The 15,703-nt window shown below is 70.0% G+C and carries 13 protein-coding genes; 9 read left to right on the forward strand and 4 right to left on the reverse strand.

The features are described 5' to 3' along the window. The first annotated feature begins 48 nt into the window (after positions 1-48). The gene (locus KME78_RS10815; RefSeq protein WP_219528693.1) at positions 49-747 is read left to right on the forward strand and encodes a TetR/AcrR family transcriptional regulator; all 699 of its coding nucleotides are present in this window, start codon (positions 49-51) and stop codon (positions 745-747) included. Positions 748-963: 216 nt separating this feature from the next. Here the strand turns inward: KME78_RS10815 and KME78_RS10820 are convergent, their stop codons facing one another. After that, on the reverse strand, positions 964-1,740 hold the full coding sequence (locus KME78_RS10820; RefSeq protein ID WP_219528694.1) for a FadR/GntR family transcriptional regulator: 777 nt from the start codon (positions 1,738-1,740) through the stop codon (positions 964-966). An 87-nt stretch (positions 1,741-1,827) separates the two neighbouring features. On the opposite strand from KME78_RS10820, the gene KME78_RS10825 reads away from it, so the two are divergent. From KME78_RS10825 to KME78_RS67890, 5 genes are all read left to right on the forward strand, one after another. Further along, complete coding sequence (locus tag KME78_RS10825) at positions 1,828-2,718, forward strand: carbon-nitrogen hydrolase family protein (RefSeq protein WP_219528695.1); 891 nt, start codon at positions 1,828-1,830, stop codon at positions 2,716-2,718. Positions 2,719-2,723: 5 nt separating this feature from the next. After that, positions 2,724-4,079 (forward strand): APC family permease, encoded by a 1,356-nt coding sequence (locus tag KME78_RS10830; RefSeq protein ID WP_246650909.1) that lies wholly within the window; start codon positions 2,724-2,726, stop codon positions 4,077-4,079. 308 nt (positions 4,080-4,387) lie between these two features. After that, positions 4,388-4,723 carry a PadR family transcriptional regulator gene (locus tag KME78_RS10835; protein ID WP_219528697.1) on the forward strand — a complete coding sequence of 112 codons (336 nt, stop codon included), beginning with the start codon at positions 4,388-4,390 and terminating at the stop codon, positions 4,721-4,723. Further along, the gene (locus tag KME78_RS10840; protein ID WP_219528698.1) at positions 4,720-5,106 is read left to right on the forward strand and encodes a DUF1048 domain-containing protein; all 387 of its coding nucleotides are present in this window, start codon (positions 4,720-4,722) and stop codon (positions 5,104-5,106) included. Before KME78_RS10835 ends, KME78_RS10840 begins: the two co-directional genes overlap by 4 nt. Positions 5,107-5,290: 184 nt before the next feature. After that, the gene (locus tag KME78_RS67890; protein WP_372454903.1) at positions 5,291-5,470 is read left to right on the forward strand and encodes a CPBP family glutamic-type intramembrane protease; all 180 of its coding nucleotides are present in this window, start codon (positions 5,291-5,293) and stop codon (positions 5,468-5,470) included. On the opposite strand, the gene amaB is transcribed toward KME78_RS67890, so the two are convergent. Together amaB and hglS are read right to left on the reverse strand one after the other, a co-directional pair. Further along, positions 5,421-6,941 (reverse strand): L-piperidine-6-carboxylate dehydrogenase, encoded by a 1,521-nt coding sequence (amaB, locus tag KME78_RS10850; RefSeq protein ID WP_219528700.1) that lies wholly within the window; start codon positions 6,939-6,941, stop codon positions 5,421-5,423. The two genes, KME78_RS67890 and amaB, sit on opposite strands and share 50 nt — an antisense overlap. Positions 6,942-6,966: 25 nt before the next feature. Next, positions 6,967-8,358 (reverse strand): 2-oxoadipate dioxygenase/decarboxylase, encoded by a 1,392-nt coding sequence (gene hglS / locus KME78_RS10855; protein WP_246650910.1) that lies wholly within the window; start codon positions 8,356-8,358, stop codon positions 6,967-6,969. A 140-nt stretch (positions 8,359-8,498) separates the two neighbouring features. Between hglS and KME78_RS10860 the strand changes: the two genes are divergently transcribed. Together KME78_RS10860 and KME78_RS10865 are read left to right on the forward strand one after the other, a co-directional pair. Continuing rightward, positions 8,499-9,392 (forward strand): LysR family transcriptional regulator, encoded by an 894-nt coding sequence (locus KME78_RS10860; protein ID WP_219528701.1) that lies wholly within the window; start codon positions 8,499-8,501, stop codon positions 9,390-9,392. Between the two features lie 175 nt (positions 9,393-9,567). Next, the gene (locus KME78_RS10865) at positions 9,568-11,799 is read left to right on the forward strand and encodes a HelD family protein (RefSeq protein WP_246650911.1); all 2,232 of its coding nucleotides are present in this window, start codon (positions 9,568-9,570) and stop codon (positions 11,797-11,799) included. Between the two features lie 76 nt (positions 11,800-11,875). Here KME78_RS10865 and KME78_RS10870 read toward each other — a convergent pair whose 3' ends face one another. Next, complete coding sequence (locus KME78_RS10870; RefSeq protein WP_219528703.1) at positions 11,876-12,325, reverse strand: MarR family winged helix-turn-helix transcriptional regulator; 450 nt, start codon at positions 12,323-12,325, stop codon at positions 11,876-11,878. Between the two features lie 97 nt (positions 12,326-12,422). Between KME78_RS10870 and KME78_RS10875 the strand changes: the two genes are divergently transcribed. Continuing rightward, positions 12,423-15,659, forward strand: coding sequence for an efflux RND transporter permease subunit (locus KME78_RS10875; RefSeq protein ID WP_219528704.1), 3,237 nt, complete (start codon positions 12,423-12,425; stop codon positions 15,657-15,659). The last annotated feature ends 44 nt before the right edge of the window (positions 15,660-15,703 follow it).

The following is a 15,703-nucleotide window of genomic DNA, read 5'->3' on the forward strand; positions in this document are numbered from 1 at the left end:
TCCATAAGTAATATGGAACACCGGTCCAGGGTGTGTCAAAATGAGGTCATGCCGCGGACACGAGGAAGAGCACCCACTGGGGGGCGCGCCGACGCCCTTTCGCGAGAGATCATCGTCGACGCGGCCATTGCGCTGCTGGACGAGCTCGGCGAGCGGGGACTCACCTTCCGGCTGCTGGCCAAACAGCTGAACACCGGACCCGGCGCGCTCTACTGGCACGTGACGAACAAGGACGAGCTCGTCGCCCTGGCCGCCGATCAGGTGCTCGGCGACGCCCTCGCCGCGGCCCCGCACTCCGAGGAAGGCGCCGGCACCGCGCTGCGCGCGCTTGCCATCGCCGTCTTCGATGCCCTTGACCGGCACCCGTGGGCGGCGTCCCACGTCGACGCGCCGGCCACGCTGGCGAACGCACTGCGCCTGCTCGATCGCATCGGTACCCTTGTCGAACGAACCGGGTTGCCGGCCGAACGGCATTTCGAGGTCGCCACCGCGATCTCCTACTACATCACCGGCGTCAGCGCCCAGATCATCGCCCCATGCACCACCGTCGGCGCGTCCACCAGCCGCGACGCCTTCCTCGCCCAGACCGCCGAACGCTGGGAAGAACTCGACCCCGCCGACTACCCCTTCCTGACGCGCACCACCGCAGACCTGCGCTCCCACAACGACCGCGACCAATTCACCACTGGCCTCGACCTGCTCCTGGACGGCCTGAACACGATCGCAGACCCGCGACCGCCCGCGTGATACCGCGATTCAGGTGGTGCGGCGTCGATCGTGCGGCCGTCCTGTGAAGATCACGTAGAGGACGCTGAGCACGCCGCCCAGCCGCTCCTGACGCTCGCCGGCCGGAGCGGCGAGCGGCCACGACACCAGCGCCTCGGCCCGCCCACCTGGGCCGTGTCCTCGGCCGGCCCGAAATCGCCGGTGAACCGTGAGACGTGGCAGCGCGAGGCCGGCGAACTAGCTGGGGCCAGCCGTGGAGCCGGGCCCGGTTGCGGAGGTTCCTGACCCGTCCGATGTCGGCAGCAGGCCGACGAACATCGTCCGATGCAGGACGTCGACGTGCGCGCGGGCGATCGTGACGGCCTCGACAGGGTCCTGCCGTTCGAGGGCTGCCACCAGGGCGGCGTGCTCCCGGTTCGACTGGCGCAGGTAATCGAGCGGGTAGGGCAGGTAGTAGCGGTAGAGCTGGTGCAGGACGGGAGCGTAGTGGTCGGCCGCGGAGTCCACGCCGGTGGATGAGGCCAGCAGCAGGTGGAAGCGTTCGTCGCCTGCGTGGAAATCGGCCCAGCTGGTGGCCTGATCCATGGTCGCGACCAGCGTCTTCAGCTCGGCGAGCCGTTCGGCCGTGACAGCGGTGGCGGCCAGGTGGGAGATGCCGCACTCCAGCATCAGCCGGTGGTCGATGAGGCGGTGGACCTCGGCGGTGGCCGCCCGGTAGGCCTCGATCTCGGCCACCTGCCCGACGGTGGGTTCGTCGGCGACCATGGTGCCGCCGGTCCTGCCGCGGCGCCGTACCAGGACACCCTCCTCGCACAGTGCGATGAGCGCGCGGCGCACGGTGATCTCTCCGACGTCCAGAGCGCGCGCGACCTCGGCCGTCGGCGGCAGGCGCTCGCCCGGTTTGAGCAGGCGCAGGTCGACGGCCAGTGCGATGCGCGCACGGACGGTGTCGAACGCGGTGAGCCGGCGAAGCCCCTCCAGGGCCTGGGAGTTGAGCGCGGTCAGGGCCTCCATGGCACTACCGTACGTTGCTTTAAAAGCTCAATATGAGCTATTTTGTCGGCACGGCATGAAAGTGCTGGTCAGAAGGCAGGTTGAACGATGCGACAGCCACTACCCCTCGCGCTCGCGCAGGCCGCTCCGGTTCCCGCCGGGGCGCCGGTGTCCCAGTTCGCCGAGCAGGTGGAGGACCTGCTGGCCACCTTCCCTGGCACCCGGCTCGTGGTCTACCCGGAGCTGCACCTGGTCGGCAGCCGGGTACGGCCTGCCGAGCGGGACGCCGAACTGGCCGAGGCCGCCGAACCGCTGGACGGACCGCGAGTCGCGGAACTCGCCGCGCTCGCCGGAGACCTGGGCGTCTGGCTGGTGCCCGGCAGCGTCTGCGAGCGCGGCGAGGGCGGCGCGCTCTACAACACCGCGCTGGTCCTGTCCCCCGAGGGCGAGCTGGCCGCCTCCTACCGCAAGATCTTTCCGTGGCGGCCGCGCGAGCCGTACCGTCCGGGCGACCGATTCGTCGTGGTCGACCTTCCCGGGCACGGCAGGATCGGCCTGTCCATCTGCTACGACGCGTGGTTCCCCGAGGTGGCCAGGCACCTGGCATGGCTGGGCGCCGAGGTGATCGTCAACCCCGTGCTGACCACCACCTCCGACCGCGCCCAGGAACTGGTGCTCGCCAGGGCGAACGCGATCGTCAACCAGGTCTTCGTGGCCTCCGTCAACGTCGCCGCGCCCACCGGCACGGGACGCAGTCTCGTGGTCGACCCCGAAGGGCGGGTCAGGACGGAGGCCGGCGAGGCGGACACCGTCCTCACCGACGTGCTCGACCTCAGCGAGGTGAGCAGGGTCAGGCGGTACGGCACCGCCGGGCTCAATCGCATGTGGTCGCAGTTCACCGACAGCGACGTCTGCCTGGAGCTCCCCCTCTACCAGGGGCGCCTCGACCCCGCCCGATGGACTCCGGACGGCACCTTCCCACCCCCTGGCAAGGAATGATCGACATGCAACCGACCCTGAAGCGCACGCTGGGCCTGCGCTCCGTCGTCCTGTTCGGGCTGGCGTACCTGACGCCACTGATCGTCCTGGGCATCTTCGGTGTGGTCGCCGAGACCACGAAGGGCGCCTCGCCGTCCGCCTACCTGATCGCGCTGGTCGCCATGCTGTTCACGGCGCTCAGCTACGGCCGGATGGCCGCCGCCTTCCCCGTCGCCGGCTCGGCCTACACCTATGTGCGGCGCACGGTCGACTCGCGGGTGGGTTTCCTGGTCGGCTGGGCGGTCCTGCTCGACTACTTCTTCCTGCCGATGGTCATCTGGCTCATCGGCGGCTCCTACCTGTCGGCGCAGTTCCCCGGCGTGCCCTCATGGCTGTGGATCGTCGCGTTCGTCGTGCTGACCAGCGGGCTCAACCTGGCGGGGATCAAGGTGGCCGACCGGGCCAACTCGGTGCTCATGCTCTTCCAGGTCCTGGTGCTGGCGTTCTTCGTGCTGCTGTCCGTCGGCCACCTGGTCGGCGGCGAGGGCGTCGGCTCGCTGTTCGACCTGACGCCCTTCACCGGCACCGGCGCCACGCTCTCGACCGTCGCCGCGGGCGCCGCCATCGCCGCCTACTCCTTCCTCGGCTTCGACGCCGTCACCACGCTGACCGAGGAGACGATCGAGCCGAGGCGGACCATCCCGCGGGCGATCCTGCTCGTCGCGCTGATCGGCGGCGGCATCTTCGTGCTGGCCTCCTACGTGACCCAGCTCGTCCACCCCGGCGGCGCGTTCGCCGACTCCTCCGCGGCGGCCGCGCAGATCGCCGAGACCATCGGGGGCAGCCTCTTCGGCGCGATCTTCCTGGCGGGTCTGGTGGTCGCGCAGTTCACCTCCGGCCTGGCGGCCCAAGCAAGCACCACCCGCCTGCTGTACGCCATGGGCCGCGACTCGGTGCTTCCCCATCGCGTCTTCGGCTACCTCCACCCCCGCTTCCGCACCCCGGTCTTCTCCATCCTGCTCACCAGCCTGGTCGGGCTGGTCGCCGTGCGCATGGACGTGGCCACCTCGACGTCGTTCATCAACTTCGGCGCCTTCACCGCCTTCACCTTCGTGAACGTGGCCGTCATCGCCCTCTACCTGCGCGAGCGCCGTGAGGGCCGCAGGCTCGGGCCGGTGGCGTACGTGGTGGCGCCCGCGATCGGGGCCGTCATCGACGTGTGGCTGCTGACGCAACTGGACAGGCACGCCATCACGCTCGGCTTGGTCTGGCTCGTCGTGGGCGTCGGCTACCTCGCCTACCTGACCCGGCTGTTCCGCGTCCCGCCGCCCGAGATCGACTTCAGCGAGCACCAGGGCAGCGAGTCCGCCTCCCACACCTGACCGCCAAGCGGCTGACCAGCGAGATCGCTTGACAACCCCGGATGACGATCGCGGAGTTGTCAGCGTACGGTTCGGTTCGGTTGCGGCTCACCTGGTGATCGTGGTTGCCCGGGGCGGATCACCTTCTCAGTCGGGGTGTCGGGTGGCGGGGAGGGGCGCGCCTCCTCTGCCTGCGGATCCCCGACCTGCGGATCGGGGCACGGATGGGTCTCTGTGGCGCGGCTGTGCAATTCAGTGTTGCTAAGTACCGGTAGTCAGTGTTACTGTGTACCGATAGATGGCCGTGCTGGATAGCTGAAGGATGTTCCATGGGCAAGCAAGTGACGGAGATGCTCAAGGGAACGCTGGAGGGCATTGTCCTGGCGATCCTGTCCAGCCGGCCCGCGTACGGCTACGAGATCACGGCGTGGCTGCGGGATCAGGGCTTCTCCGACATCGCCGAGGGCACCATCTACGCGCTGCTGGTCAGGATCGAGCAGCGCGGCTTCGTCGACGTGGAGAAGGTCCCGTCGGAGAAGGGGCCGCCGCGCAAGGTCTACTCCCTGAACGCTCAGGGACAGGAGTACCTCGACGAGTTCTGGAGGACCTGGAGCTTCCTCGCAGAACGGCTCGAACAGCTCCGCGAAGGAGGTAAGCAGCCATGACCGCTGGGCCGGGTGAGCCGAAGAAGCGCTACCTGCAGTACCTGGAGGTGGTCACCGGGTCGCTCGAGGAGAAGAAGCGCTGGCGGCGGTACAAGGCGCGCATCAAAGAGCTTCCCGAGGACTATCGCACGGCGGTCGAAGCGCTGGAGCGCTACCTGATGCACTTCGGACCGGGGGACGGCGCGGTTTCGATGCACGAGGACCTCGCCGATCTGTTCGAGCAGAGCGCGGCGGACGGCACCCCGATCCGCGAAGTCGTCGGGCAAGACCCCGTGGAGTTCGTCGAGGCGTTTCTCGCGAACTACCCGGAGGGCCAGTGGATCCGCCGGGAGCGGGAACGGCTGACCAGCGCCATCGACCGCGTCACGGGCAACGAACCATGACGAACTCCCATATCGTCACGCCGAGGTCCTAGACGGGCACCACTCCCTGCCGCTGTCCATCACGCTCCACCTTGTCCCCGGAGCCCTGATCGTCGCCGTCTGCCTGCAGGAGCTGCCGTCGCTGCGTGGCGTGGTGCGCTACCTGGACAAGCCGATCTCACGCGGGAAGCTCGCCGCTCTGATCGTGTCGTTGGCGTCGTGCGTTCCGCTGACCGGACTGGCCTTCCCGATCATCGAAGAGCTCTACTTCCGCGGCTTCCTGCTGCCCCGCCTCTCCCGGCTGGGCCGGTGGGCGCCGGTGGTCAACGCGGCCGTCACAGGAAGCTCACGTTCTGGGCGAGGGTCAGCTGGTCGGAGTAGTTGACGGTGCTGGTCGTGCGCCGCATGTAGGCGCGCCAGGAGTCCGAGCCGGACTCGCGCCCGCCGCCGGTCTCCTTCTCACCGCCGAAGGCGCCGCCGATCTCCGCGCCGGAGGTGCCGATGTTGACGTTGACGATGCCGCAGTCGGAGCCGTCGGCGGCCTGGAAGCGTTCGGCCTCGCGCAGGTCCCGGGTGAAGATGCTGGAGGACAGCCCCTGGGGGACGTCGTTGTTCAGGGCGATGGCCTCGTTCAGCGTCCGGTAGGTCTGTACGTACAGGATCGGCGCGAAGGTCTCCTGCCGGACGATGCCGCTCTGACCGTCGATCCGGACGATCGCGGGCTCGGCGTAGCGGGCGGCGGGGGCGGCGTCGGCCAGGCGGCGCCCGCCGCCGGCCAGGACCGTGCCGCCTTCGGATTGCGCGGCGCTCAGGGCCTGCCGCATCGCGTCGTGTGCCTGTTCGGAGATGAGCGGGCCGACCAGGGTGGTGTCGTCGAACGGGTCGCCGATGGGCAGCTTGCCGTAGGCGGTGGTGAGCCGGTCGATCAGGGCGTCGGCGATGTCGGCGTGCACGATGAGCCGGCGCAGGGTGGTGCAGCGCTGCCCGGCGGTCCCGGCCGCGGCGAACACGATGGCGGGCGCGGCCAGGTCGAGGTCGGCCGAGGCGGTGACCACGGCGGCGTTGTTGCCGCCCAGCTCCAGCAGCGAACGGCCGAAGCGGGCCGCGACCCGCGGGCCGACCTGGCTTCCCATGCGGACCGAACCGGTGGCGCTGACCAGCGCCACCCGCCGGTCGTCGGCCAGCCGTTCCCCGATGGCGCGCTCGCCGAGCAGCAGCCGGTGTACGTCGCGGGGAACGCCGCTCTGCCCGGTCGCCGCGGCCAGCAGCCGGTCGCAGGCGAGCGAGGTCAGGGGGGTCAGTTCGGAGGGCTTCCAGACCACGGTATCGCCGCAGACCAGGGCCACGGCGGTGTTCCACGCCCACACGGCGGCCGGGAAGTTGAACGCGGAGATCACGCCGACGACGCCCAGCGGGTGCCAGGTCTCCGACAGCCGGTGGCCCGGCCGTTCGGAGGCGATGGTGCGCCCGTAGAGCTGGCGCGACAGGCCGACCGCGAACTCGCAGATGTCGATCATCTCCTGGACCTCGCCGAGCGCCTCCGAGCGGATCTTGCCCGCTTCGATGGTGACCAGGTCGGCCAGGTCGTTCTTGTGCTCGCGCAGGAGTTCGCCGAGCCTGCGGACCACTTCGCCGCGGCGGGGGGCGGGCACGGTGCGCCAGGACAGGAACGCCTCGTGCGCCGCCGCGATCGCCTCGTCGGCCTCGGCGGGGGTCGCGGCCCTGAGGCCGAACAGGTGCTCGCCGGTGATCGGCGAGCGGGCGTGGAGGTCGTCGCCCTGCTCCGGGGTGACGTCCAGGCGGGTCAGGATGTCGAGCGCGCGTCGCCGCAGGGCGTCGGTGGTGGGAAGGGTCATGAAGGGTTCTCCGTCTGGGAGGTCGTCAGATGATCTCGGGCAGGCCGAGCGCGTGGGCGGCGCCCTGCAGGGATCGCTGCTGCTGGGTCTCGTACAGGGCGAACGGGTCCAGCACCTCGCGTCCGATGGCGCCGGACAGCCAGTCGGCGTCGTAGCCGGCGGCGGTGTGGCTGTCGTCCTTGACGCCCTGCCCGCTGAGGTTGGACTGGAAGATCCCGGCCGCCGAGCGGGGCAGGAAGTCCTCGTACACGATGGGCTCGGCGCGTACCCAGCCGTGGTCGAGCAGGTCGGCCAGGCCGGTGGCGGGGGGCCGCCCGTCACGCACGCGGTCCGGCACCGGCTGGTAGGTGAAGAACCCCAGCCGGCCGAGCGCCAGATCCCGTTCGGTCGCGGGGAACTCCCGTTCCCAGATCGACCGGGCACGGCTGTGGGGGTGATCGTCGCCGTCTGTGCCGCCGTGGTCGGCGCGCGCCTGCAGGTCGTCGTAGCGTTCCCGGCCGGCGCGGGTGAGCGCGATCCCGCGCGCCTCCACCTCGCCGAAGCGCACCCGCAGCGATCCCGTGGTGATGCCGCCGTCGGGCTCGCGCAGGGCACGCGGCTCGGCCAGGGCGCGGAAGGAGGTCTGGCGCAGCAGTACGTCCGGCCCGGACCAGCGGGGCGGCCCCTGAATCGTGTCGATCATGGTGATGCCGCGCTCGGTCATCCGCCGGTACAACTCGTCGATGTCGAGCACGCGCGGCGTCAGGTGGTTGATGTGGGTGCTGGTCACGCCGCCGATGTCGGCGGCGACCGCCGAGACCCGCTCCAGCCTGTCGTACCAGGCCCTGTCGATCGGCTCCTCGGCCAGCGCGAACGCGTGGACGGCCAGGGCGAGGAAGCGTTCGGCCTGCTCCTGCGGCAGTTCGCGCTCCCGTTCCGCCCGATCGGCCAGCTCCAGCAGCTCGGGCGGGAACAACTGGCGCGCGGCCAGGAACCGCTCCAGCCGCTCGCGCAGGTCCGCATCGAAGAAGCGGGGATCGGCCGGGGTGAGCATCGAGGTGAAGACCCGGAAGGGGTTGCGGGCCAGCTCGTCGTCCGCGACGGGACGAAAGGCCGTCGAGACCACGGGCACGGCGCTGGAGGCGGCCTCACGCAGGTCGTAGAACCCGACCGGGCGCATGCCCAGCGCCCCGAAGATCCGCGCCACCTGCTGGAGCTCGGCCGGGGTGCCGACCCGGATGGCGCCGTGCCGTTCGGCGGTGACGCGGTCGATGGAACCCAGCCGCTCGGCGCCGGCTCCCGCCCGCTGGAGCACGCTGTCGTTGACCTCCCGGGAGACCTCCACCAGTGTCCGGTAGGCGGGCACCTCCTGCCCGTACATCTCCGACAGACGCCGCGCGAACGAGGCGCGCAGCCGTCCTTGAGAGACCATGACCATGCGTTATCTCCTCCAGGTGCCCGACAGCTCTGTCCACGATGGAGGCGATCCCGGGTGAATCCAAGCCCCAGGAGACCGATAGATTTCCGGCCAAAGCCCAAGCACTGCTTATGGTGCTCCACCGGCGACTTGGAGGCGACATGGTCAAACCCCTGCTTCTGGTCACCTTGCGAGAGGTGTGCCGGACCGGATCGTTCGCGCTCGCGGCGCGTGAGCTCGGCTACACGGCTTCGGCCGTCTCCCAGCAGATCGCGGCGCTGGAGAAGGACACCGGGCTGGTGCTGTTCGAGCGCGAGGCGCGCGGCGTGCGCGCCACCGCCGCGGCTCATCGCCTGGTGGAGCTGAGCCAGCGGGTGCTGGCCACGTTGGAGGACTTCGGCTACGAGGTGCGCGAACTGGCCACCGGCACCACGGGGCGGCTGCGGCTGGGCAGCTTCCCCACGGCCAGCGTGCGCCTGGTGCCGCCGACGCTGTCGGCGTTCACCCGCCGATACCCCCGGGCGGAGATCCTGCTGGAGGAGGGCGAGCCCGAGGAGCTGATCCCGCGGGTGATCGACGGGGCTCTGGACCTGGCGCTGGTGTATGAGTACGGGCTCACTCCGCAGTCGTGGCCCGACGGGCTGGCCGCCCACCATCTGCTGCGTGAGGACCTGCTCCTGCTGCGTCCCCGAGATCATGGCCCGGGCGCCGAGCTGTCGGCGCTGGCGGGGGAACGCTGGATCACCAGCCGCGAGGGGACCGGTGGTGCCCTGTCGCTGGCCCGGCTGTGCGCGGCGGCCGGATTCGTGCCCGTGGTCACCTTCCGCAGCAACAACTATGACGTGGTACGGCATCTGGTGGCCGCCAGGCTGGGGGTGGCGGTCGTGCCGGCCCTCGGTCACGTGCCCGACGACCGCGTCGTGGCCACGCCGCTGAGGCTGCCCGCCGCGCACCGCACTGTCGTGGCGCTGCACCGGGAAGCCAACGGCAATCCCCTGCTCGCCGACGCGCTCGCCACCCTGCGACAGGTCGTCCTGCCGTTGAACGACGATTGAGATGCGCGCGACTGCGTAGACGGTTGCGGGAAAGGCGGAAAGAGCGATAGTCTCGCTTACTTGGCACTCAAACCAAGGTGGGTTCACACGCCTCCCGTTAGGAGTATACCAGGGAATGGCTAATCGTCAAGATGCTCTTGCGGAAGCCCTTGACACGGAGCAGGGGACTGTTTCCATGCTCTACGGCAGACTCGACGCGGCGCGCGAGCGGGCGCGGGAGGTGCTGCGTGAGGTGTACGGCCGGGGCGGCGCGCTGGGCACCCGCCAGGCCATGGTCGAGCGTGAGGTGCGGGCCTCGGAGCAGGCGCGGCGGCTGACGCAGCTGGACGGGGTCGAGCGCGGGCTGTGCTTCGGCCGCATCGACGAAGCCGGCGGCCGGCGCACCTACATCGGCCGGATCGGGCTGCGTGATGACGAGCACGAGTCGGTCCTGATCGACTGGCGCGCTCCGGCGGCCCGCCCGTTCTACGTGGCCACGGCCAGTGATCCCGGCGGCCTGCTGCGCCGCCGTCACCTGCACACCAAGGACCGCCTGGTGGTGGGCCTGGATGACGAGGTGTTCGATCTGGAGCGGATGAGCGAGGGCGATCGGCGCACGCTGGTCGGTGAGGCGGCGCTGCTGGCGGCGCTGCGGCGGGGGCGTACGGGCCGGATGGGTGACGTGGTGGCCACCATCCAGACCGAGCAGGACCGGGTGATCCGCGCCGGGCTGCAGGGGGCGCTGGTGGTGCAGGGCGGCCCCGGCACCGGCAAGACGGTCGCCGCGCTGCACCGCGCCGCCTACCTCCTCTACACCCACCGCGACACCCTGGAGCGGCGGGGGGTGCTGGTGGTGGGGCCCAATCCGATGTTTTTGCGCTACATCGGCCAGGTGCTGCCGGCGCTGGGCGAGACGCAGGTGGTGATGTCGACGGTGGGGGAGTTGTTCCCCGGCGTGCGGGCGGTGGCGGCCGACGGGCCGGCCGCGGCGGTGGTCAAGGGCGATGTGCGGATGGCCGAGGTGGTGGCGGAGGCCGTCCGGGAGCGGCAGCGGCTGCCCGCGGGCGATCTGGAGGTGTGGCTGGACGGCCGGCTGCTGCGGGTGCCGCACGCGGTGTGCGCGGCGCTGCGTGAGCGGGCGCGGGCGGTGCGGTTGCCGCACAACATGGCGCGCAAGCTGTTCGTCACCGAGCTGCTGAAGGAGCTGGCGCTGGCCGAGGCGCGGGCGGTGGAGGAGGCGCTGAAGCTGGCCGAGATGGAGTTCGAGGATCCGGAGCTGGCCGAGCCGCTGGATCTGGAGCGCGATCTGGACGAGGTCGATCTCGCACTGGCCTCGGCGCGGCTGTGGCAGGAGGATCCGGTACGCCAGGCGGTGGAGGAGTTGTGGCCGGAGCTGACGCCGCAGCGGCTGATCGGCGAGTTGCTGGCCTCGCCGGAGACGTTGTGGCAGGTGGCGCCTCCGGGCCTGGACTGGCAGGCGCTGGTGCGGCCGCAGGACTCGCCGTGGACGGTCGGCGACGTACCGCTGCTGGACGAGGCGGCCGAACTGCTGGGCGAGGACGACTCGGCGAGCCGGTCGGCCTCACGGGAGGCCGAGAGCGCATGGGAGGAGCAGCAGCGTTACGCCCAGGAGGTCCTGGAGACGACCGGCCTGCTCGAGGAGGGCATCTTCGACCGGGCCGACGTGCTGGCCGATCGGCACGCCGACGCCGGCGCCGACCTGAGCACCGCCGATCGGGCCGCGGCCGACCGCCAGTGGGCTTATGGCCATGTGATCGTGGACGAGGCCCAGGAGCTGTCGGCGATGGCGTGGCGGACGGTCATGCGCAGGGTGCCGGCCCGCTCGCTGACGGTGGTGGGCGACATCGCCCAGACGGGTTCGGCGGCCGGCGCGCGCTCGTGGGGCGAGGTCCTCGATCCCTACCTGCGGGGCCGCTGGCGCGAGGAGCGGCTGCTGGTCAACTACCGGACCCCGGCGGAGATCATGCGGGTGGCGGCCGACGTCCTGCGCGCGGTCGACCCGTCGCAGAGCCTGCCGGAGTCGGTCAGGGACGGGGAGGCCGAGCCGCGCGCGGTCCGTACGGGCCTGGCCGGCCTGCCCGCCCTGGTGGCCGAGGAGCTGCGGGAGATCGGCGAGGGCCGCCTGGCCCTGCTGACCCCGGACGCCCGCCAGGCGGAGACGGCGGCGCTGTTTCCCGGCTGCGACGATCTGGAGGCCCCGGTGGTGGTCCTGACGGTGACGCAGTGCAAGGGCCTGGAGTTCGACGCGGTCATCGTGGTGGACCCGCAGGCCATCCTGGCCCAGTCCCCGATGGGCGGCCAGGACCTGTACGTGGCCGTGACCAGGGCGACCCGCCGCCTGACGGTCACCCATGAGAACGGCCTGCCGGAGGTCCTGGCCCAGCTAGCCAAGAAATCTACTTTGTAAAGGCGCTCGGGCGGCCCAAAAAACCAAACACCTAATCGAATAAATCCTCATCTATCAAACAGCGGCCTGCGGGCGGTCATGGGTAGAGCTGGTCGGCGACCTCGCGGATGCGGGTGGTCACCCGCAGGAGGGAGTGCAGGGTCTCGGTGTCGAGGTGGCGCATGATGTTGCGGTAGTGCTCCAGGCCGGCGTCGTTGATCTCGGCCATGAGCTCGGTGCCCGCGTCCGTCAGCTCCACGCGGCGGACGCGGCGGTCGTGCGGGTCTTCGCGCCGGCTGACCAGGCCATGGCTGACCAGCCGGTCGACGATGCCGGTGACGGTGCCGAGCCCGACGCCGAGGCTCTGGGCGAGCTCCTGGCCGGAGGTGGAGCCGTTGAGGGACAGCACCATGACGACTTTGAGTTGGCGCATGGTGAGGTTGGAGGTGAATAACGGCGATGGGCTCTGGGCGAAGGTCCGCCCGAGGTCGCGCTGGGTTTCGGTGATCCGGCGGATCAGGTCTTCGCGTTCGTCGTCCACACTCACCTCTCGCTTCCTGAGAATGTTATCAGGAACGCCAAGGCAGGCTAAATATTCGTAAAAGGCGAAGTGTTAGTCTGGAGCGAACTCTGAAGGGACCTCCATGACCGCGTTCGCCCGGTTGAGTCTTGCCAACCGCAGTTTAGTGATCTTGCTGGCGCTCGTGCTCAGCGCGTTCGGCGCGTTCACGATTCCGCAGCTCAAGCAGCAGTTGTTGCCGTCACTGTCGTTCCCCGGCGCGTTCGTCATCGCGTCGTATCCCGGTGCTTCGCCGGAGATCGTGGAAGACCAGGTGACCAAGCCGCTGGAGGACTCCTTCCAGGGCATTCCCGGCATGGAGCAGATGACCTCGACGTCGAAGGAGGGCCTGACGCAGGTCCAGGTGGCCTTCGCGTTCGGCACCGACATCGAGGCGTCGATCAACAAGATGCAGCAGGCGGTCAGCCGGGTGCAGCCGCAGTTGCCCTCCGGTGTGGAGCCGCAGGTGGTCGCGGGTAACACCGACGACATCCCGGTGCTGGTGCTGGCCGTGGGCGACGGCGGCGACGAGCGGGCGATGGCCGACAAGCTGCGCCGGATCATGGTGCCGGAGTTGCAGTCCGTGGAGGGGGTGCGGGAGGCGACGGTCACGGGCACGCGTGACGAGGTCGTGACGATCAAGCCGGATCTGAAGAAGATGGCGCTGGCGGGTGTGTCGGCGGCGCAGATCCCGGAGGTGCTGAAGGCCAACGGGACGCCGATCCCGGCGGGCACCCTGAACGACGGCTCCTCGTCGCTGACGGTCCAGGTGGGCCAGCGTGTCGATTCGATCGAGAAGCTGAAGGACCTGTACCTGACCCCGGCCCAACCGCAGACCGCTCAAGCCCAGCCTCAGGCGCAGCCCCAGCAGGGGCAGCCGCAGCAGGGGCGTCCGGGCGGGCAGCCGCAGGGCGGCCCGGCGCAGACGGCCACGCTGGTCAAGCCGAAGCCGCTCAAGCCGGTCAAGCTGGGTGACGTCGCGGAGATCACCCGTGGCCTGGCCGATCCGACGACGATCACCCGTACCGACGGCAGGACCAGCCTGGGCGTGTCGGTGACGATGTCGCCCGACGGCAACGCGGTGTCGATCTCGAACGCGATCCGCGAGAAGCTGCCCGAGCTGGGCAGGGCGCTGGGCGACTCGTCGGAGACGGCCGTCGAGGTGGTCTTCGACCAGGCCCCCTACGTGCAGGAGTCGATCGAGAACCTGACCACCGAGGGCCTGCTGGGCCTGGTGTTCGCGGTGCTGGTCATCTTGGTGTTCCTGCTGTCGGTGCGCTCGACGCTGGTGACGGCGGTGTCGATCCCGCTGTCGGTGGTGATCGCGCTGATCGCGTTGTGGGCGGGCGACTATTCGCTGAACATGCTGACGCTCGGCGCGCTGACGATCGCGGTCGGCCGGGTGGTGGACGACTCGATCGTGGTGCTGGAGAACATCAAGCGTCATCTCGGGTACGGCGAGGCGAAGCTGTCGGCGATCTTGTCGGGGGTTCGCGAGGTGTCGGGCGCGGTGACGGCCTCGACGCTGACGACGGTGGCGGTGTTCGCGCCGATCGCGGTGGTCGGCGGCATGGTGGGTGAGCTGTTCGGGCCGTTCGCGGTCACGGTGGCGGTGGCGTTGCTGGCTTCGCTGGTGGTGTCGCTGACGGTGGTGCCGGTGCTGGCGTACTGGTTCTTGAAGGCGCCGGCGCTGACGCCGGAGCAGGCGCGGGCGCAGCGTGAGGAGGCCGAGGCCAAGGAGTTGCGCAGCCCGTTGCAGCGCGCCTATCTGCCGGTGTTGCGGTTCGCGACGCGGTTCAAGCTGGTGACGGTGCTGATCGGGCTGGCGGTGTTCGTCGGCACGCTGGGGCTGGCGGGCCAGTTGCAGACGAACTTCCTGGACTCCTCTGGCCAGAACACCGTCTCGGTGTCGCAGAAGATGCCGGTGGGCACCGACCTGGCCACGACGGACGCGGCGGCCAAGAAGGTGGAGGGCGTCCTTTCCGGCCTGGACGGGGTGGAGACGTACCAGGTGAACGTGGGTGGCGGCAACGCGATGCGCGGTGGCGCGGGCGGTGGCGCGGATCGGGCGTCGTACTCGCTGACGTTGAAGGAGGGTGCCGAGACGCCGGTGGTAGAGCAGGCGTTGCGCGACAAGCTGGCCGGTCTTTCGGGGATCGGTGAGGTGACGGTCGGCGGGTCCGGCGGCGGCGGGTTCTCCTCCGACTCCATCGACGTGATCGTGCAGGCGGCCGACGCCGAGACGCTGCGGACGGCGGCGGACGCGGTCAAGACGGCGATGGGCCAGGTGCCGGGGTTGCGTGATGTGGCCTCGAACCTGGAGGCGAGCGCGCCGCGCGTCGAGGTGCGGGTGGACAAGGAGAAGGCGGCGGCCAAGGGGTTGTCGGAGGCGCAGATCGGCCAGTCGGTGGCGCAGGCGTTCCGCGGGGCGCCGCTGGGTCAGGTGACGCTGGACGGTCGGGCCAGTGATCTGGTGCTGCGGGTGGGTGATGCGCCCGAGGATGTCAAGGCGATCGAGGGTCTGAAGCTGGTGACGGCTTCGGGTGTGGTGAAGCTGTCGTCGGTGGCCGATGTGGAGCGGGTGGCCGGGCCGACGCAGGTGACGCGGATCGATGGTGAGCGTTCGGCGACGGTGTCGGCCAAGGCGACGGGCTCGGATCTGGGCAGTGTGACGCAGGCGCTGACGACGAAGCTGGACGGGGTGACGCTGTCGGCGGGTGCCTCGTATGAGATCGGTGGGGCGTCGGCGGATCAGCAGGAGGCGTTCGCGGATCTGGGGATGGCGATGCTGGCGGCGATCGCGATCGTGTTCATGATCATGGTGGCGACGTTCCGGAGTTTCGTGCAGCCGCTGATCTTGCTGGTGTCGATTCCGTTCGCGGCGACGGGCGCGGTGGGGTTGCTGGTGGCGACGGGCACGGCGATGGGTGTGCCGGCGTTGATCGGCATGCTGATGCTGATCGGGATCGTGGTGACGAACGCGATCGTGCTGATCGACCTGATCAACCAGTATCGCGCTCAGGGGATGGGGATCGTGGAGGCGGTGATCGAGGGTGGCCGGCGCAGGTTGCGGCCGATCCTGATGACCGCGGTGGCCACGATCTGCGCGCTGACGCCGATGGCACTGGGGGTGACGGGGTCGGGCGGGTTCATCTCCCAGCCGCTGGCGATCGTGGTCATCGGTGGTCTGGTGACCTCGACGCTGCTGACGCTGGTGCTGGTGCCGACGCTGTACACGGTGGTGGAGCGGGCGAAGGAGCGGCTGCGCCGCAAGCCGGCCGAGCCGAAGCCGGAGCCGAAGGTGCTGGCCCCGACCTCCTGACGCGAGCTGATTCAAGGGGGGTGCTCCGCCCGTGCGGCCTGGTG

This window comes from Nonomuraea guangzhouensis (assembly GCF_019396345.1).
GTDB classification, from domain to species: Bacteria; Actinomycetota; Actinomycetes; order Streptosporangiales; family Streptosporangiaceae; genus Nonomuraea; species Nonomuraea guangzhouensis.